21 protein-coding genes are annotated in these 18,934 nt (G+C 36.3%); all 21 read right to left on the reverse strand.

What is annotated here, in order from left to right; all coding sequences use genetic code 11:
* Positions 1 to 17 precede the first annotated feature (17 nt).
* The gene (rpsB, locus tag BUQ87_RS02125) at positions 18 to 734 is read right to left on the reverse strand and encodes a 30S ribosomal protein S2 (protein WP_038265268.1); all 717 of its coding nucleotides are present in this window, start codon (positions 732 to 734) and stop codon (positions 18 to 20) included.
* A 193-nt stretch (positions 735 to 927) separates the two neighbouring features.
* On the reverse strand, positions 928 to 2,349 hold the full coding sequence (locus BUQ87_RS02130) for a DUF342 domain-containing protein (protein WP_038265265.1): 1,422 nt from the start codon (positions 2,347 to 2,349) through the stop codon (positions 928 to 930).
* A 22-nt stretch (positions 2,350 to 2,371) separates the two neighbouring features.
* Positions 2,372 to 3,106 (reverse strand): FliA/WhiG family RNA polymerase sigma factor, encoded by a 735-nt coding sequence (locus tag BUQ87_RS02135; protein WP_038265263.1) that lies wholly within the window; start codon positions 3,104 to 3,106, stop codon positions 2,372 to 2,374.
* A 13-nt stretch (positions 3,107 to 3,119) separates the two neighbouring features.
* A complete protein-coding gene (locus tag BUQ87_RS02140; protein ID WP_038265256.1) occupies positions 3,120 to 3,482 on the reverse strand; it encodes a hypothetical protein in 363 nt (120 codons plus the stop codon).
* A 20-nt stretch (positions 3,483 to 3,502) separates the two neighbouring features.
* Entirely contained in the window at positions 3,503 to 3,988 is a 486-nt protein-coding gene (locus BUQ87_RS02145; RefSeq protein WP_038265253.1) for a chemotaxis protein CheD, read from the reverse strand.
* A 4-nt stretch (positions 3,989 to 3,992) separates the two neighbouring features.
* Entirely contained in the window at positions 3,993 to 4,595 is a 603-nt protein-coding gene (locus BUQ87_RS02150) for a chemotaxis protein CheC (protein WP_038265250.1), read from the reverse strand.
* A 37-nt stretch (positions 4,596 to 4,632) separates the two neighbouring features.
* Positions 4,633 to 5,064: a chemotaxis protein CheW gene (locus BUQ87_RS02155; protein WP_038265247.1), complete on the reverse strand. Its 432-nt coding sequence runs from the start codon at positions 5,062 to 5,064 to the stop codon at positions 4,633 to 4,635.
* Between the two features lie 23 nt (positions 5,065 to 5,087).
* Complete coding sequence (locus BUQ87_RS02160; protein ID WP_038265244.1) at positions 5,088 to 7,202, reverse strand: chemotaxis protein CheA; 2,115 nt, start codon at positions 7,200 to 7,202, stop codon at positions 5,088 to 5,090.
* A 3-nt stretch (positions 7,203 to 7,205) separates the two neighbouring features.
* A complete protein-coding gene (locus BUQ87_RS02165) occupies positions 7,206 to 8,288 on the reverse strand; it encodes a protein-glutamate methylesterase/protein-glutamine glutaminase (protein ID WP_038265238.1) in 1,083 nt (360 codons plus the stop codon).
* Positions 8,289 to 8,942 (reverse strand): flagellar brake protein, encoded by a 654-nt coding sequence (locus BUQ87_RS02170; protein ID WP_038265235.1) that lies wholly within the window; start codon positions 8,940 to 8,942, stop codon positions 8,289 to 8,291.
* A 9-nt stretch (positions 8,943 to 8,951) separates the two neighbouring features.
* On the reverse strand, positions 8,952 to 9,866 hold the full coding sequence (locus BUQ87_RS02175) for a MinD/ParA family protein (RefSeq protein ID WP_038265228.1): 915 nt from the start codon (positions 9,864 to 9,866) through the stop codon (positions 8,952 to 8,954).
* Positions 9,867 to 9,868: 2 nt separating this feature from the next.
* Entirely contained in the window at positions 9,869 to 11,083 is a 1,215-nt protein-coding gene (gene flhF / locus BUQ87_RS02180; protein ID WP_038265224.1) for a flagellar biosynthesis GTPase FlhF, read from the reverse strand.
* 3 nt (positions 11,084 to 11,086) lie between these two features.
* Entirely contained in the window at positions 11,087 to 13,123 is a 2,037-nt protein-coding gene (gene flhA, locus BUQ87_RS02185; protein WP_038265223.1) for a flagellar biosynthesis protein FlhA, read from the reverse strand.
* Between the two features lie 13 nt (positions 13,124 to 13,136).
* A complete protein-coding gene (flhB, locus tag BUQ87_RS02190; protein WP_242943760.1) occupies positions 13,137 to 14,231 on the reverse strand; it encodes a flagellar biosynthesis protein FlhB in 1,095 nt (364 codons plus the stop codon).
* Positions 14,231 to 14,992 (reverse strand): flagellar biosynthetic protein FliR, encoded by a 762-nt coding sequence (gene fliR / locus BUQ87_RS02195; protein ID WP_074210018.1) that lies wholly within the window; start codon positions 14,990 to 14,992, stop codon positions 14,231 to 14,233. Before fliR ends, flhB begins: the two co-directional genes overlap by 1 nt.
* A gap of 45 nt (positions 14,993 to 15,037) precedes the next feature.
* Complete coding sequence (fliQ, locus tag BUQ87_RS02200; RefSeq protein WP_038265219.1) at positions 15,038 to 15,307, reverse strand: flagellar biosynthesis protein FliQ; 270 nt, start codon at positions 15,305 to 15,307, stop codon at positions 15,038 to 15,040.
* Positions 15,308 to 15,317: 10 nt separating this feature from the next.
* Positions 15,318 to 16,043 (reverse strand): flagellar type III secretion system pore protein FliP, encoded by a 726-nt coding sequence (gene fliP, locus BUQ87_RS02205; protein WP_242943761.1) that lies wholly within the window; start codon positions 16,041 to 16,043, stop codon positions 15,318 to 15,320.
* A gap of 19 nt (positions 16,044 to 16,062) precedes the next feature.
* Positions 16,063 to 16,347, reverse strand: coding sequence for a flagellar biosynthetic protein FliO (locus BUQ87_RS02210; protein WP_038265217.1), 285 nt, complete (start codon positions 16,345 to 16,347; stop codon positions 16,063 to 16,065).
* A 2-nt stretch (positions 16,348 to 16,349) separates the two neighbouring features.
* Positions 16,350 to 16,712 carry a response regulator gene (locus BUQ87_RS02215; protein ID WP_038265214.1) on the reverse strand — a complete coding sequence of 121 codons (363 nt, stop codon included), beginning with the start codon at positions 16,710 to 16,712 and terminating at the stop codon, positions 16,350 to 16,352.
* A 50-nt stretch (positions 16,713 to 16,762) separates the two neighbouring features.
* On the reverse strand, positions 16,763 to 17,944 hold the full coding sequence (gene fliY, locus BUQ87_RS02220) for a flagellar motor switch phosphatase FliY (protein ID WP_242943762.1): 1,182 nt from the start codon (positions 17,942 to 17,944) through the stop codon (positions 16,763 to 16,765).
* Entirely contained in the window at positions 17,934 to 18,929 is a 996-nt protein-coding gene (gene fliM / locus BUQ87_RS02225) for a flagellar motor switch protein FliM (protein WP_038265210.1), read from the reverse strand. Before fliM ends, fliY begins: the two co-directional genes overlap by 11 nt.
* Positions 18,930 to 18,934: the final 5 nt, after the last annotated feature.

The following is an 18,934-nucleotide window of genomic DNA, read 5'->3' on the forward strand; positions in this document are numbered from 1 at the left end:
ATTTTATCGGTTACTGATTATTTTTCTTCTTCAGCAGCAACTTCTTCTGGAACTTCCTGCTTAGCTTCTATTATTGCATTTGCCATTGTAGATGTTATAAGCTTTACAGCTCTTATAGCATCGTCGTTTCCTGGTATAGGATAATCCATTTCGTCTGGATCGCAGTTTGTATCAACTATTCCTACAACTGGAATTCCAAGTTTTTGAGCTTCTTTTATAGCTATTTTCTCTTTTCTTGGATCTATTACAAATATAGCTCCTGGAAGTTCAGGCATATCTTTTATACCGTTAAGGTATTTTTCTAGCTTTTCTTTTTCGTGTCTAAGCTTTATTACTTCTTTCTTTGGTAGAAGCGCGAATGTTCCATCTTCTTCCATTTTTTCAAGAGTTCTAAGTCTTGCTATTCTGTTCTTGATAGTCTTGTAGTTTGTAAGCATTCCACCTAGCCATCTTTCGTTTACATAGTACATTTCAGCTCTTTCAGCTTCTTGCTTTATAGCTTCTTGAGCCTGCTTCTTAGTTCCTACGAAAAGTACTGGCTTTCCTTCTTCAGCAACTGACTTTACAAACTTGTAAGCCTCTTCAACCTTTTTAACTGTTTTTTGAAGATCTATTATGTAGATCCCATTTCTTTCTGTGAAGATGAACTTTGACATTTTAGGATTCCATCTTCTTGTTTGGTGTCCAAAGTGTACACCTGCTTCAAGTAATTGTTTCATGTTAATAACTGCCATTTCATTACCTCCTATGGTTTTTTCCTCCGCTTTGCTCATTTCCTTGAAAGGCCTTATGCGGCACCTTCTCAAGAATTACAAAACGTGTGTATTATTTTCACCTTTGTTAGTATAGCATATCAAAAGTCTTTTTACAATATTTTTGCAAAAACAAAAACCATGTTATGCGGTACATGGTTTTTATGATACACAACTATATATTTTTCAAAGCTACTTCATTGTTTTCCAAAACAATTCTACAAGGCTCAGTTTCATTTCTAATATATTTTACGCTATTTCCCATTGTGATTTTAACACCGGGATAAACCGTATTCCTAACATTAATGAACCCATTGCTTAAATGTGCAATTTGATTTTGAAGATTTTTTATCTCTAAATCAAGTATCTTAAGCTTTTCGACAAGCCCGTTGTATGTGTTTACACTTTTTTGTATAAGCTTTTTCTTTTCCGGATCCATATTAGATGAGTTTGCCGCCTTTTTAAACGCCTGAATACTGTCTCCAAGGCTTTTGATGTTCTTAATTACGAACTCCCTTTCGTCGTAATATGCCTGCAGTTTTATTCGCATGTTGTCATCTATGCCTACATTGATATCTGTCTTGGTCCCCATTACAGATCCCAAAAATCCCGTGTCTATATTTTTTCTGACAAATGTGGTTCCGCCCACTATCATGCTCTTTTTGCCCATTAGATTCAGACTTCCCTGACAGTGGATATTGCTGTGTATTATGAAATCAGTAGTGATGTCGCCTTCCGACTTTATGTCCTTGGAATTTTCGATATATCTGCAGACAATGCCCTTTTCGGCAAATATGTCAGCTTTGTCGTTTCCCTGTATTCCACCCTCTACCACTATAGTTCCCTTTGCCTTGACCGTAGCTCCTTCTATGACTCCATATACATGCACATTCCCCTCAGCTTGCAGCAAAAATCCAGTCTTTACGTCGCCTCTTATCTCCACATCTCCATTGAACCTTATATTTCCGGTAGCTGTGTCAATATCCCCATTTATATTCATGACATTATTTACACTTATTCTGCCTTCTGAAAACTCTACCTTTCCATCGGCTTCACTTATTACTTTCAGCCCATCTTCGCTAATTCTTACATTCTTGCCATATTTGAACTCAATATTCTTGCCTGAATTTGATTTTATGGCCGCTCCATATACATCAATTCCATCCTGCCCCTCTGTAGGAAGAGTCTTTTCTGCCAGTATCTGTTCTTTCTTGACATTGTTTATATTTCCAAGTTCTTTGAAATCCATCCTGCCTTTTTCATCTATTTTAGGCTTTCTATCCGGATTTATATCAAAATGCAGCTTTGCATGAGAATTTTCTCCGTCTGACTTTGACTTACCCTGGGCTATTTTAACCTCAACATTTAAAATTTCATCATCTGCAATTCTTTTTATTTGCTCAATGTCTATTCCATAATTTATTTTATTTTCTTCCAACACTTTCAATAAATTTTCTTCTTTTATCTTTTCCTGAGACTCTCCATCAATATCTTCATCTGCGCAAATTCTAATATACGCTTGCAGCCTGTCTTTTGATACTAAGAGTTCAATTGTATAATTGCCTGCTTTTGATTTTATAGTAAAAAAATCTTTCAACTTTTCAACCTCCCCCTGTCTTTTAGAGATGGTTTCTTATCTTGATTATTGACTTGCTATGGATTTGAGATATCCTCGACTCCGAAACATCCAATACCACGGCTATTTCCTTGTATGTAAGCTCTTTATTGTAATATAGATCTATTACAATCTGCTCTTTTTGATTCAGTTTTTCAATTCCTTTTTTTAGTCTGTCTATTGTATCTTTTTTTACAAGAGCCTCTTCTGGCGTATGATTTTTTTCATCTTTTATTTGGACCTTTACAGTGTCGTTTATCTCATCTTCCAAAGATACTATATTGAAAGTACCTATTTCTGAGATCATCTTATTTATTTCATCAGGTGTTTTTTGCAATCTCTCGCCAAGCTCTTCTACACTTGGCGAACGTCCTAATTCCAATTCCATTTTCGAATAAGTTTCTTTAAACAATTTGGATTTTTGTCTTATTGAACGAGGAATCCAATCCAAAGCCCTTATCTGATCGATTATAGATCCTCTTATCCTTATAGACGAGTACGTTTCAAACTTAATCTCTTTTGTATGATCATACTTTTCTATGGCATCAATTAGACCTATTACGCCGTAACTCACAAGATCTTCATATTCTATGTTGCTTGCATAGTAATTATACAGCCTTCCAGCAATTATTTTTACAAGTTCAACATAGTTGAGTATTATTTCCTCTTTTGCCCTTTTTTTTTCTTTTTCATTTTTACCACTTTTATACTTTTCCCAAAGCATATATTCATAAGCCATAAAAAAACCCCAATTAGTTTATTTTATTAATATCTCCGAAACTTATCTCATTAAATGAATTTTCGAATTTTTCATCGTTTTGTAACTTTATCGAGTCAGTTAAAATACTCTTTATTTCATCATCGTCTTCCAATTTGAAATCTACACTGCTGCCTAGCTCTTGTTTAACTTCATCTTCTTCCAGCGGTTTTTTTGAAATTTCATCTACAATTTTCAAAGCCAAAAATATTACAATATTAAAAGCACATGCTAGTACAAAATATTTTTTCACAAAAACCACAAACCTAATATCTTTATTTCCTAGCATTGAAATAACAAGATAAATAAGAATCAAAAAATAGTTTACTAATCCTATAGCAATAAATTTTTTACTCATTTGATACACCCTTTTATGAGCTATATAAATTTTATACCTTTTCCTATCGACTTGATTTTCAAATCCCCATTTGAGCAATTGAATTCAATTGTTCTCCCATAATTTCCAAGCACATCTTCCGATATTATTGGGATTCTAAGTTCATTTAATTTTTTCTTCACAGCGTCTACATTTCTCTTTCCAATATTGAGAGTTGATCCCCTCGAAGAAATATTAAACATCTGAGCTCCTCCTGCTATCTTTGCAGTAAGCCTTGTCCTCATTGCACCCATTTTCATTATATTTGCAAGCATTTCATCAAGTGCCGTATCTGCAAATTTAGCCTTGTTCGAATTATTCCTTATTTCCTTGCTTGAAGGAAGCATTATGTGGGCCATGCCCGCTATTTTTTTACTTCTATCATACAGGACTATTCCCACACATGATCCGAGTCCAAGCGTTATTAATAAATCTTCCCCACACGCAGTTTTATAATCAGCCATTCCAACCTTTATATAATCACCCATGTCTTCACACTCCTAGATTTTTAAATAGGAGTGTAAACGACTCAATATCTGGCATGAAAAATAATTTTCCAACTATCTCATTCAATCCTTCTAATATCTTATTTTCTATAAGTATTATCTTGTCACTTACTTCACTGTATTCAATAGCTGGTACGCTCAGTATGGATGCTGCCATATCAACACTTACCGATGGGACCGACATTTGTATGTTCAGATTTGAGAGCTTTGATATGGAATTTATATATGCGCTTGAGAGTATATTTCCGATTTCCTGAAGCGCCGAAAGTTCCATCTCTGTATAAAATTCCGATGTGCTCTTGCTTCCAAATAAAAATTCCATAAGATGGTCTGTAGACTCTTTGTCAAATACAAGCATTATATTCCCTGATATGTCTCCCCAAAAGCTTACATACACCCCGACTATCAGTTTTTCTGCGGCTTCTACAGCCTCTACGATTTTTTCCGTTTCAATAATCTCTATGACAGGTACTTCCATGTCAACCTTTTTGTTTATAAGTGTCGAAAGCGCCGTCAATGCATTTCCTGCACCAATATTTCCAATTTCCTTAAGTATGTCCATATAATAATTATTAATCTTAAAAGTCATATAAATGCCTCGAAGGGCTTTCAACTCCTTTTTATGCTCAATTTGTGACTCCGAGTATTTTGTTTACTTCTACGAGTATTATAACCCTGTTTTCATCTTTTGCTATTCCCTTTACAAATCCGCTGTCGAAATTTTCACTTACAACGTTTGTATCTATGTCTTCATTTAATATATCCTTAACTTCAGACGCCGAGTCAACTATAAATCCAACCATTATATCTTCAAGTCTGTTTATTATAATTCTCCTGTCATTAGAATCTTCTGGCTTGTCAATATTAAATCTTTCTCTAAGATCTATTACCGGAACAATCTCTCCCCTGAGATTTATAACTCCCTTTATATACTTTTCGGTCTTTGGAACCCTTGTAATGGGCATTATCTTCTCTATAGTCTCAACGTTTTCAATTCCTATACCATAAAATTCATTGTGCAGCTTAAATATTACATACTTGTTCGTAACATTCTTCAACTATACCACACCCTTTTCAGTTATTAAAATAGTGAATTAGTATCAATTATAAGCGCGACACTTCCATTTCCGAGTATTGTAGCGCCCGCCACGAAATTAATCCCCTTTAGGTATTTCCCTAATGATTTTATTACTATTTCCTGCTGTCCCAGAAGTTCATCAACTACTATTCCAAGGTCCTTGTCACCTTTTTTAACCACTATTACATTTATATCTCTTGAATCCATATTTCTTTCCTCTACATCCAAAACTTGCCCCAAATCCACAAGTGGAAGCGTCTTTCCTCTATAAAGGACTATATCCCTTCCCTCAACCACTCTGATTTGCTCTCTTTCAATATTTGTAATCTCTTTTATATTATTAAGCGGTATGGCATATTTTTCCTCTCCCACTATTACAAGTAGTGCCTGTATTATCGCAAGTGTAAGCGGAAGCCTTATTATAAACTTGCTGCCCACATTTTTTTCTGTCTCTATTTCAACTACTCCGCCAAGGGACTCTATTTTTGTCTTTACAACATCAAGCCCCACGCCTCTTCCAGAGACATCTGATATCTTGTCTGCTGTGCTAAATCCTGGCATGAATATAAGATTTGCAATTTCTTTTTCATCCATGAGATCTGCTTTTTCCGCAGGTATAAGCGCCTTCTTGAGCGCCTTGTTTTTTATCTTCTCCGTATCAAGCCCTGAACCGTCATCTACAACCTCTATGACAACATTGTTTCCATCAGGATATGCAAGCAGTTTTACAGTTCCCATTTCGCTCTTATTAAGACCCGCTCTTATTTCCGGAGTCTCTATTCCATGGTCTATAGAGTTTCTAAGAAGGTGTATAAGAGGATCTCCGATTTCATCTATGACTGTTCTGTCGACCTCTGTTTCCTCTCCCGACATAACAAGGTGGACTTCCTTGTTTAAGTTTTTCGAAAGGTCTCTTATCATTCTTGGGAATCTGTTGAACACTCTTTCTATAGGTACCATTCGCACCTTCATAACTGCATCGTGTAGATTTGTGGTTATAGTCTCCAAATATTCTACAGCATCATTTACATTTTGATTTTTCGATCCCATTTCTATGTCTTCCAGTCGCGTTTTCACTATTATAAGCTCACTTACAAGGTTCATAAGATTGTCAAGTCTGTTTATGTCGACCCTTACAGTTTTACCTACTTTCCCTTTCCTCTGGGATGACTGTTCTTCCGCTTCTGCCTTCTTGTCGTCAGTTACTTTTTTAACTTCTTTTTTCACATGTTCTACTTTTATCTCTTCATGCTTTTGTACTTCTTTTTTTACATTGCTCACCAAAATATCCACATCTTTAATTTCTTCATCAATATCTTTACTTTCTATATCCTCTATGAGTGTTCCCTTTACAGGTTCACTTGATTTCGCATCTTCACCTGAACTGTACTCTTTTATATGTACCTCTCTTATTTCAGATATACTCAAAATCTTCTCTTTTATTTCATTTGCATCCAAACTAGTTATAGTAACAACTTCAAATTCAAGCTCAAAATTTTCATCTTCTATGTCCTCAGTAGGAGGATTCGAGTATATTATCTCTCCATTTTCCTCGATTGCTTTAAATACCAAAAAAGCTCTTGCAGCTTTGAGCATACATTTTTCATCTAACGCAATATGTATGTCGTAACTCTTCAAATTATTTTCCTTTGCCGCCATTATAACACTATCTATATATACCTTGTCTCCACCTTCTATTTTCACATCTTCTTTCTGCTGGCTCACAGGTGTTTGGATCTCCCCTGTATTTTTAAGTCTTTCTATTAAATCATCTACATCTTGCGCCCCCTCATTTCCAGAAGCCTCAATATTCTTAATAAATGAATCCAGCTTGTCAAGTACCTCGAACAATGTGTCTATTATATTGGTGTTAATATCCATTTTCCCGCTTCTTATTTCATCTAATACGTTCTCCATATTATGAGTAAGCTCCGCAAGCTTCTCAAAACCCATAGTGGCTGACATACCCTTTAATGTGTGTGCAATCCTAAATATCTCGTTCACAATTTCTTTGTTTGAAGGATTATTTTCAAGTTCAAGCAAATTTGAATTTAGATTTTCCATATGTTCTTTTGATTCATCTAAAAAAATATCAATATACTGGTCTAATTCAAACAAATTCTACACCCCCACTAGCTTATTGATTTCATTTGCTATTTGATTTACATGCAAAACTTTATCTACAGCACCCAAATTTATTGCTGATTTTGGCATCCCAAATACTACACAGCTTTCCTCGTCTTCTGCTATTGAAAATACCTTCAAAGACTTTGACTGTTTAAGAATATCCATACCCTTGGCTCCATCATGACCCATTCCAGTCATTATTACAGGAATTATTTTCTTGCATTTGATACCAGTTAATGAATAAAACATTGCATCCACAGATGGCTTATGCCCTGATACGTTTGGTCCGTCATCAAGTACTATTTTTATATTCATTCCATCTTTTTCAAATTTGATATGCCTGTCTCCTGGCGCTATATATGCAACTCCATTTTCCAAGACATCTCCATGTTCAGCCTCTTTAACCTTTACCCTGGATATGTTGTTAATTCTTTCAGCCAAAGATTTTGTAAATCCTGCAGGCATATGTTGCACCACTACTATAGATGCATTTATATCTTCCTCTATGTTGGGAATTACATTTTGAAGCGCCTTTGGACCCCCTGTAGACGTTCCTATTGCAACTATATTTTCAACTTTACCTACTCTTGTTCTCGTTGCAGTTTTTCTGATTTCAGATACAGCCAAGCTGCTCCTCACTTCAGCTTTCCTTGACGATGGCCTTTTTCTCTTAACATCCACTCCCGCAGCCACTTTGACCTTTTCAACTATGTCAGTCTTAATTTTATCTTGATCTATTTTGAATATATTCGAAGGTTTTGTTATAAAGTCTACAGCACCCATTTCCAGTGCTTGTATAGTAAGATCCGCTCCTTGCTTTGTCAGTCCGCTAAGCATGACCACCGGCGTAGGCTTTATTTTCATTATTTCACTCAATGTTGTGATTCCATCCATTATAGGCATCTCAACATCCAGAGTTATAACATCAATATCATTATTCAAAAGCTTTTCAATTGCTTCTTTGCCATTTCGAGCCTTATCCACTATTTCGATTTCAGGGTCGGTACTTAAAATGTCAGATACTATTTTTCTTATAAAAGCCGAATCGTCAACTATTAAAGCTCTGACTTTTTTCATCTATATCAATCCCTTTTGTCTTAATATTCTCTGATGCTTAAAAATATATTTTACTATATTGTTTCTGTCTCCTTCATTTATATGTGTAAATTGGACAGCCACCTCATAATCATTCAAATCTTCACCAACTGGTATACGCCTTAATACAACACATTTTATCTGATACTGTTTGCCTTCTATTTCAACATTCACATATACTTCTTCATTGCTTTCAATTTTACCTGGGAGCGTAAATCTCATACCACCGCCGCTTATGTCTTTTGTATTTCCAGTTGAAATCAAATTTTTGTTTACATCAAACACTTCAACCGGAAGAAGCATATGTAGCCTAAAATAGTCCCGCCTTTGTATCTTTTGCGTCTTTCCCGTCTGTCTTATCCTAAGGTGTAGTACCGGGTCTCTTCCTCTGTCCACGACTACTGCTTTAAAACAATATACTCCTTTTCCATCCAATGAATAATATGCATAAATTTCCTTCCCTACGGAAAGAGGAATCATTTTTCCCTTTTCCATGGGAATAGATATATAATATTCATCAGATGCTTTATTCGAAACCTCAAGAAGCTGGCTTTTTAATAATTTTGCACTTTCATATTTTTGTTCTACTTCTATGTCTAGTTTGTCTCCTATGGAAAAATAGTTCTCATACTGCATATTGAATTATTACCTCCTCCCAGTTCTCGAGAAAAAACTCGAAAGCTTCTTGGCAAAGCCTTCTTTTTCTGTTTGTTTTTGAATCCCTGCTATTCTTAGAGAAATATCCTCTATATTTTTACTTGCTGTGCATGCAGAATATTTTATGTAGAAGGGTTCTTGCTGCTTTACAGCTTTTCTAATGTTTTTGTCACTTGAAATATATCCAAGATATTTTATATCTAAATCCAAAAATTTTTTAGATACAGCTTCCAGTTTTTTAAATGTTATAGCTGCCTCTTTAGAGTTGTCTACATTATTGACCACTACACTGAGATCCTTTGAAGATTCCTTACTCAAGACCTTTATAAGTGCATATGCATCCGCAATCGCCGTAGGTTCCGGAAGGGTTACAACTATGACTTCGCCTGCCGCAATTGCAAAGGATATCACCGAATTCGAAAGACCTGCTCCAGTATCTATAAGTATATAATCATAATCCTTTTCCAGCACCGATATAACGCTTAATATCCTATTTATCTTATATATAGGCAGATTTGCAGATTCACTTATCCCTGCTCCGCCTGAAATTATATTTATACCAAGAGGTCCCTCCACCATTATATCTGACAAGCCGACCTGAGTATCCTCTACTATATCCATAAAAGTATATCTCGGCTTTATGCCAAGTAGCACCTCTATATTCGCAAGACCTAAATCCGCATCAATTATAAGCGTCTTAAATCCCTTTTTTCTAAGCGCCAGTGCGGTGTTAAGTGTGAAATTTGACTTTCCCACGCCCCCCTTACCGCTGCTTACGCATATGACTCTGCTGCTTTTTTTTATTGAACTCTTAGATCTCAAAAGGCCACTGTTTTCTCCTTGAACATTTGAATATTCACCTTTTTTTATTATTGCACTTCTCAATTTAGAAGCCTGATCCATAACTAATTACCCCTCAATGCTTCATCTATAAATTCATCCAACCTAAACCTTCTTATATCATCCGGAACACTTTGTCCAAAAGTAGTATATGCTATCGGTATTTTTAGCCTGTGAATAATCTCTAAAATCGAAAAAGGCCTACTTGTTTCATCAAGTTTAGTGACTATTATACTGAAGTTTTCAGTAAATCCAAATTCATTAACGATATTTTCTATATCGACAATATTTACATTTGCACTCACTACAATAAAAACATCTTTATTTTCAAATTCATCCAAAAGCCTTTCCAGCTCTTTCATATGCATTTTATTTTTATGGCTTCTTCCAGCCGTGTCTACAAATATAATGTCTTCCTCTTTTATACTCTCAATACTGTCTTTTAATGACTGTGGGCTGTAGGCCACGTGCATAGGCATATTTAGTATCTCCGAATATACTTTCAGCTGTTCCGCAGCCGCTACCCTGTATGTGTCCAAAGTTAAAAACCCTATTGTCTTGCCACGATTGAGAACACAGTCTGAAGCCATCTTTGCAAGTGTAGTGGTCTTTCCCACGCCAGTCGGTCCTATGAATATATTGAATTTATTCCCGTTTTCAGATGGGCTATATTCAGATTCCGAAAATTCTTCTAATACAAACTCTTTAAATTCGTTTTGAAAATCTCTACCCTCTTTTATGATATCCTCATTTTGTTCAATGAAACTTTTAATCAAATATTCCGGCATTCCTTTTTGTTTTAACTTTTGTATATATGGATTTTGGGCAATTTCAGTTTCACATATATTCTGTTCAGTTTCACCCCATGCGGGCATTCCTTTTTCTATACTGCTTTTTATTTCATTCATAATTTCTTTAATACCGCTCACTTCAGATTTCAAGCTGCTGTACTCATTTTTAACCGAATTATCCATTTCTCTTTTTGGAGGAACTATTATATCTGGCTTATCTGTAAAACTCTTTTCTTCGGCCATAAAATCAGAAAACTCAAAACTCTGTTTAGCACTGGATTTTTTTTCTGCATTATCCCTTTTTAACATCTTATTTTCATTGTTATCCAGCGCAGCCAGAATTTCCACTTTTTCTTTTTTCCAGAAGCTAAGCAGTTTATTCCTTTTCACCTTCTTGGTATGGAGTATTATAGCTTCTTCACCAAGCTCGCTTCTGACCATATTCATTGCATCCATTACATTATCCGCCAAAAATTTTTTTATAAACATATTTTATATATTCACCATCCCAATGGATTGAATTTTGACCTTAGGGTCTATCTCATTATAGGAAAGAACACTTATATCTGAACTTATCTGTTCGACAAATCGCTTTACATAGAATCTCACTATTGGAGCCGTTAAAATAACAGGGTTTTCTCCGATTGAAAGCACTTTTTCAATCTCCTGACTTAATTTTGATACAAATTCGTTAGAAACTGCAGGGTCAAGAGCCAAATACGTTCCTGTCTCCGTGTTTTGAAGAGAGTCCATTATTATTTTTTCAAGCTTTTGGCTTATTGTAACAGCTCTCAAAGTGCTTTGCCCTGATACGAACTGCTGTGTTATAGCCCTATGTAGAGCTTGTCTTACATATTCCGTGAGCATGTCAGAATCCTTTGTCATACCGCCATAATCGGCAAGTGTTTCAAATATAGTCACCAGATCCCTTATGGACACCCCTTCTCTCAAAAGGTTTGCCAAAACCTTTTGTATCTCTCCTATCGTCAGTATGTGCGGTGTAAGCTCATCAACAAGTGCAGGATAATTTTCCTTGAGTGTTTCTATGAGAACCTTTGTCTCTTGTCTTCCCAAAAGCTCGTGTGAATGTCTTTTGATTACTTCTGTAAGATGTGTGGATATAATCGATGGAGGGTCTACTACCGTATAGCCCAGTATCTCTGCACGTTCTCTTTCTCTGTCGTCTATCCATTTTGCTTTAAGTCCAAATGCCGGCTCCACAGTATCTATACCCTTGATTTCGCCTTCCGCCCCTCCAGGATTCATTGCAAGGTAGTGGTCAAACAATATTTCCCCTCTTGCAACTTCTACTCCCTTTATCTTTACTATATATTCATTTGCCTCAAGCTGGATATTGTCCCTGAGCCGTATCATAGGAACTACTATCCCCTGTTCCAGCGCACACTGTCTTCTTATCATCACCAGCCTGTCAAACAGGTCTCCTCCCTGCGCCTTGTCCGCAAGAGGTATTATTCCATATCCAAATTCAAGTTCTATAGGATCGACCTGAAGAAGAGGTATTACATTTTCAGGTTTTCTTATCTCCTCAACTTCCGATTCGGCGTCTTCTTTTTGAGAATCTTCTTCCAACGAAAGTGTTCCTTCCTGTTTCCTAATTCCCATACCTATCATTAAAAACATTATAGATAATATGAAGTATGGAAAAAATGGAAGTTTTGTAAGAGACATTGAAAATAAAACTCCAGATAACGTAAACATCACCTTCGGATTTCTTATCATCTGATTCATCACATCTTCGCCCAGATTCGAATCCGATGCCGCTCTAGTAACAACTATACCTGTCGCGGTGGATATTAGAAGTGCTGGAATCTGGGATAAAAGTCCGTCTCCGACAGTCAAAAGGGTATATTTAGACATTGCCTCAACAAAAGAAAGCTTTTGGACAATCATTCCCATTACAAATCCGGCGCTCAGATTGATAAACGCTATTATGATACTTGCTATTGCATCTCCTTTTACAAACTTGGATGCTCCATCCATGGCCCCGTAAAAATCAGCCTCGAGTTGTATCTTCTTACGTCTTTCTCTGGCCTGCATCTCATCTATAAGTCCTGAGTTTAGATCTGCGTCTATGGCCATTTGTTTTCCCGGCATTGCGTCAAGAGTAAATCTTGCTCCGACTTCGGAAACTCTCTCGGCTCCCTTTGTTATGACCATAAACTGTATGACCACGATTATTGCAAACACTATAAATCCTACAAATGGATTTCCCTGCATTACAAAACTTCCAAAGGCTTCTATAACATCGCCTGCATATCCAGAAGTCAATATATATCTAGTTGTAGATATATTAAGTGCAAGCCTGAACATTGTAGTTATAAGGAGCACTGAAGGAAATATCGAAAATTCAAGAGCTTCCTTATTATACATTGAAATAAGCAAAATAAGCATTGCCACAGATATATTAAAGCTAAGGAGCATGTCCAAAAATATCATTGGCACAGGTATTATTATCATAAGGACTATGCCTATTACTCCTAAGGGTACCATAACATCAGAAGATTTCATTCTATCTCTCCAATCATATCTTGCCTACACTTTTCCTTTCTCTGTCTTTTGAATATACGTGTGCAAGTATTTCGGCAACAATTTCATAGAATTCAGCAGGTATTGAATCCCCGATTTCAAGAACTGCGTATAGCTTTCTTGCAAGGGGCTTGTTTTCCACTATTTCTATATTGTGCTCTCTTGCCTTTTCTCTTATTTTCAGAGCAACCATGTTTTTACCTTTCACAATAACATATGGTGCATCTGATACTCCATCATCATATTTAAGTCCTACGGCATAGTGTGTAGGGTTTGTTATTATGACATCCGCCTTTGCAACATCCTGCATCATACGTTTCATGGCCGACTGCCTTTGCTTTTCCTTGATTTTAGACTTTATTTCAGGGCTTCCTTCCATTTGCTTGTACTCTTCCTTTATTTCCTGCTTTGACATTTTAAGCTGTTTGTCATGTTGATACCATTGAAACAAATAGTCGAATATGGAAAGTACTAGCAGCACAGAAGCAAGCATTATCCCCATGTTAACAGCTGAGCTGAAAAGAATATATGAAAACTGAAATTTTTCAAGTTCAGCCGCCTTCATAAATTCTTTTATATGCGCTTTCATATAATTATATGATATAGTTGAAAGTATTAACAATTTCAAAAAAGATTTTAAAAATTCAAAAATTGATCTCATAGAAAAAAGTCGCTTGAATCCTTCTATGGGGTTTAACCTGTCGAATTTTGGTCTTAAAGTCTCTGTTGTAAAAAGGTTTCCCACCTGAGCCCAGCTGCTTATAAACGCAACCATAAAATTAGCCATGGCTATTATGAACGACCCCTTCAAAAGAAACATTATTCCAAATATAAACAGCCTATAGCCTAACTGTAAATCTATATCCTCATAAAAGTATCTTTCGAAAAAAATTAGCGGTTCATACATAAATCGAAAAATATATTTGCCTAAAACTTTTATAAAAACCATAGAAACCATGAGCGTCGCCGCTGAGTTTATCTCCCTGCTTTGAAAAACCTGCCCTTTTCTTCTTGCATCCTGCCTCTTTTTAGGGGTTGCTTTTTCAGTTTTTTCTCCTGCAAACAGCTGTAGATCAATATTTATATACATCATACACCTCTTAATATATGAAGTATTTCCAGGACAAATGCTATTCCTCCATTTATGATCCCTTTAACTGAACTGTCATATCTTAGTATTATAAAGTTCATAACTAGCATCCCCACAAATATCTTAAGAGGCATTCCCACTATGAAAACATTCATTTGGGGCATGGTTCTTGCAAGTATCCCCAGTACCATATTTACTATAAATATTGTTATTATGATAGGAACGGCGAGCTTTATAGAGTATATAAACACATCTCCTATAAGCCTTATTATTATTTCCATATAGGCCGGACCCAGATTCAAAGGAGCTTGCACCGGAAGAAGCTCAAAGCTTTTTACTATAAGTTTCAGCATCTGATGATGTCCATCAAGAATCAAAAATATCAGTGTTGCAAATATATATAGAAAATTACCTGTAACAGAGGTGTCTACTCCACCTTGGGGATCAATTATTCTGGCCACTGCAAATCCTATGTCCATGTCAATCATTCCCCCTGCTATTAAAAAAGCTGAAAAGAACAAATTAAATATATATCCTATTAGCAGTCCAATTAAAAATTCTTTTATCGAAAATAATACAACTATTCCAAAATCAAGTTGATTTATCTGCTCGCTCCACTCAAGTGTAGCTGGCAATACAACAATTGACATTGCAAGTGCAATCGCCAATTTAAAAATATTCGGAAGGTTATTCCTTCCGAATATTGGTGCGATTATAAGCATTCCTGTAAGTCTTGAAAAAATCAACACTAGGACATTCATATATAAACTTAACTCATTAATATAGCTTTGCATAAAATCAACTCATTACTTTATAAACTTATCCATATTTAAAAACAAGTTCTTGGTAAAGCTTACCGCCGTAGACATAAGCCAGGGCCCAAATACTACAACCGCACCAAGTACAGCAACAATTTTAGGTACAAATGCAAGAGTTGCCTCCTGTATTTGTGTCGTTGCCTGGAATATACTTACTGCCAAGCCTACAAGCAGTCCCAATATAAGCATTGGAGCCGAAAGAAGCAAAATCATCGTAAGTGTCTGCTGTCCAAGCCCTATCGCATCATTAACACTCATAGTATCTCTCCTATTTGAATCCCATAACGATTGACTTTATTACAAGATTCCAGCCATCTGCCAATATGAACAATAGCAGTTTAAACGGAAGTGAAATCATAACCGGAGGAAGCATCATCATACCCATGGACATAAGTGTACTTGCAACCACCATGTCTATTATGAGAAATGGTATAAACAGTATGAACCCCATTTGAAACCCTGATTTCAATTCACTTATCATAAATGCCGGAAGCAAAACCCTGTTTGGTATGTCGCCAACATTTTCCATTCCACTCATATCCATCTTTGCCATTTCGGCAAACAGCACTATGTCCTTTTCTCTGGTTTGCTTAAGCATGAAATCCCTCATCGGAACCATCGCTTTGGTAAAAGCCTCTTCTTGAGTAACCTCTTCTGCCATATATGGCTTGATTGAATCTTCATAAACTATTTCGCCCGTTGGCGCCATTATGAAGAATGTTATGAATAATGAAAGTCCAAGTACAATCTGTCCTGGAAGGTTTTGCTGTATCCCAACAGCACTTTTTAAAAAGGATAATATTATTATGACCCTGGTAAAAGCCGTTGTCATAATAATTATGGATGGCAATAGAGACAATATTGTAAATATAAGTATTATTTCTATTGAATTTGACAAAGCTCTTGGATCCTGCGTCCCTCCCACTTCAAGAGAGACGTTTGGATATGTGTTTTCAGCAAAACAATTTCCCAAGCCAAGGATCGCGCCAGCCAAAATGATTCCCATCAATACTTTATATCTTCTTTTCATCAATATCATCCTTATTTTCAAATGAATCAATCACATCGAATCTGCTTTGGCTAACTCCAATAAGATACTCCTTGTCCTTTAGAGAAACTACGACAAGCTCTTTGTCTTTATTTAAAAAGACCCGTTCTTTTACAGTTATTTCTCCACCGGACTTAGCTCCTATTTTTTTCATGGCAACAAATTTTGACGTGTAATGCGCCAAAAATAATATTATTGCAAATATAGCAAAATAACCCAAAATTTTAATTATTCCAGTTATAATATCCACTTCTATCCAATAACCTTTTTAACCGACTCCAATATCCTATCCGCCTGAAAAGGCTTCACTATGAAATCTCTGGCACCTGACTGTATAGCTTCTATAACCATGGCCTGCTGTCCCATAGCTGAACACATTATTATTTTCGCATCGCCATTTACTTCCCTTATAGCCTTAACAGCCTGTATTCCGTCCATCTCCGGCATTGTTATGTCCATTATAACCAAGTCTGGCGAAAGTTCCTTGAACTTTTCAATTGCTTTAAAACCATTTTCAGCTTCGCCTACCACGTCATATCCGTTCTTAGTAAGTATATCCTTTATCATCATTCGCATAAATGCAGCATCATCAACCAATAAAATCGCCTTTCCCATATCCTTATACTCCTCCTTTGAATTATTCCACAAATTTAATGTAATTGAGATTAAAGTGAACTTAATCTCTTGCTAGTTTTCAGTATATCAGTAATTCTTATGCCATAGTTTTCATCAATTACTACTACCTCTCCTTTAGCTATCTTTTTTCCATTTACAAGTATGTCTAATGCTTCTCCTACAAGTTTTTCTAGTTCAATTATAGTGCCCGGACCGAAAGACAGTATTTCATCTATGCTTCTGGTCGTTCGCCCAAGTTCAACTGTGACTTTTAAGAATACGTCTTTGATCAATTCTATATTTTCTGGCAGCTCTTGTTGAGCTGGAATCCCGCGATCAAATGATTCAAACTGAGCTGGGTTTATATTGAACTGCTGCTGCCTTTGAGCCGGCTGCTCCCTAACCTGAACATTCGGCATTGCACTCATTTGAGGAGGACTTGTATTTTGCATTGAGTAGTCGAGCTCATTCGGGCCTACTTCGTTTAAGCCCATGCTATCAGCATTCAACATGGCATAATCGTCACTTGTATCCATCACACTAGGAATCGCAGGTTCTTGAGCATTTCCATATAACATATTATTAACCAAACTCTTTGCAAAGTCAATAGGCATAAGCTGCATTATATTACTATCAATGAGGTTTTCTATTGTCATTCTGAACGAAACCCTTACTGCTCTATTTTGGGATTCAAATATCTCCGGATCAAAACCACCATTAGCAAAGTCCATCCTAAAGACTTCAGGCGGTAATATGTCAATTTTCTTTGAAATCATCTCTGAAAGCGACGTCGACGATGAACCCACCATCTGGTTCATAGCCTCACTTATAGCGCTAAGATGTATCTCGCTTAGTTCGTCTGGAATGTCTGTCTGTCCATCTCCCCCCATCATTAAAGAAGCTATCACCTTGACATCCACTTCTTTAAGTATGAGCATGTTCATGCCGTTTAACCCTTCTCTGTAGCCTACTTTAACCATTATATACGGAACCGGATGTTCGTCTGCTATTTCCGTCACATTAATAACATCAACAGTAGGGGTAGTTATATCAACCCTCTTTCCAAGTATGGTCGAAAGGGTTGTTGCCGAACTGCCCATGTTTATGTTTCCAATTTCCCCTATTGCATCCTTTTCCATACTATCCAGTTCTTCAACAATTTCATCTTCTTCTGCTGAAGAACCTCTAAGTAGAGCATCAATTTCTTCTTGCGAAAGCATATCATTCATCATATTCGTTATCACCTTCTTCAATGACTTGTGTTATTTTGACAGCCAGGTTCTTATTCATCTTTCCAGGCTTGCCTAAATATTTAGTCCTTTCTCCCACTCTGACCTCTAGAAAATCATCAGTATCTTTTTCAAGAGTCACCACATCACCCTCCTGTAGAAGTAAAAAATCCTCAACAGTTATAAATGTTTCTCCTATAATACACGCGACCTCTACTGCTGCTTTTTTCAAATTCCCCTTCAGTAGATTTTCTTCTTCAGAAGTAATTTTCTTTGTGTTATTTGAAAACCAAAATTTCGTACTAAGCTTCGGAAGAATCGGCTCCAAAAGCAAGTGAGGCATACAAATATTCACAAGCCCCTCCGTCTCTCCAATTTTCGCCTTTATTGTGATAAGAGCCACGGTTTCATTCGGAGAAATAATTTGAGCAAACTGAGAGTTCGTTTCTATCTTGTTCAGCTTGGGCTCAAGTTCAATTACATTTTCCCAAGGTTCTATAAAAAGTCCTGCAATCTGACTGACAAGCTTCTTTAATATGGTCACTTCTATTTCAGTAAACGACCTTGTCCCTACATCATAACCTCCATCTCCGCCGAGTATCCTGTCTATTATCGAAAAACATAGTCTATTTGAAATCTCCAGTATCATCTCGCCAGGAAGAGGTGCAAAATCAACTATAGCAAGCATAGCAGGGTTTGATATCGAATTGCTGAACTCATAATAAGAAAGCTCTTCAACCGAAAGTATGTCCATTTGCACATAGGTTCTCAAATATCCAGAAAAAAAAGTGTTGAGAAGTCTTGCAAAATTTTCATACATCATATGCAGGGTTCTCAGCTGATCCTTTGCAAGCTTTTTAGGAACTTTAAAGTCATATTTCTTAACTTTTTTTTCTGTTTCTTCCTTTATTTCTTTGACGTCGACTTCCCCTGCACTAAGCGCTTCTAACAGCGAGTCTATTTCGCCTTGCGATAAAATTTCAGACAACTGCT

Origin of the sequence: Peptoclostridium litorale DSM 5388, assembly GCF_900141635.1 — a bacterium.
Taxonomy (GTDB): domain Bacteria; phylum Bacillota; class Clostridia; order Peptostreptococcales; family Peptostreptococcaceae; genus Peptoclostridium; species Peptoclostridium litorale.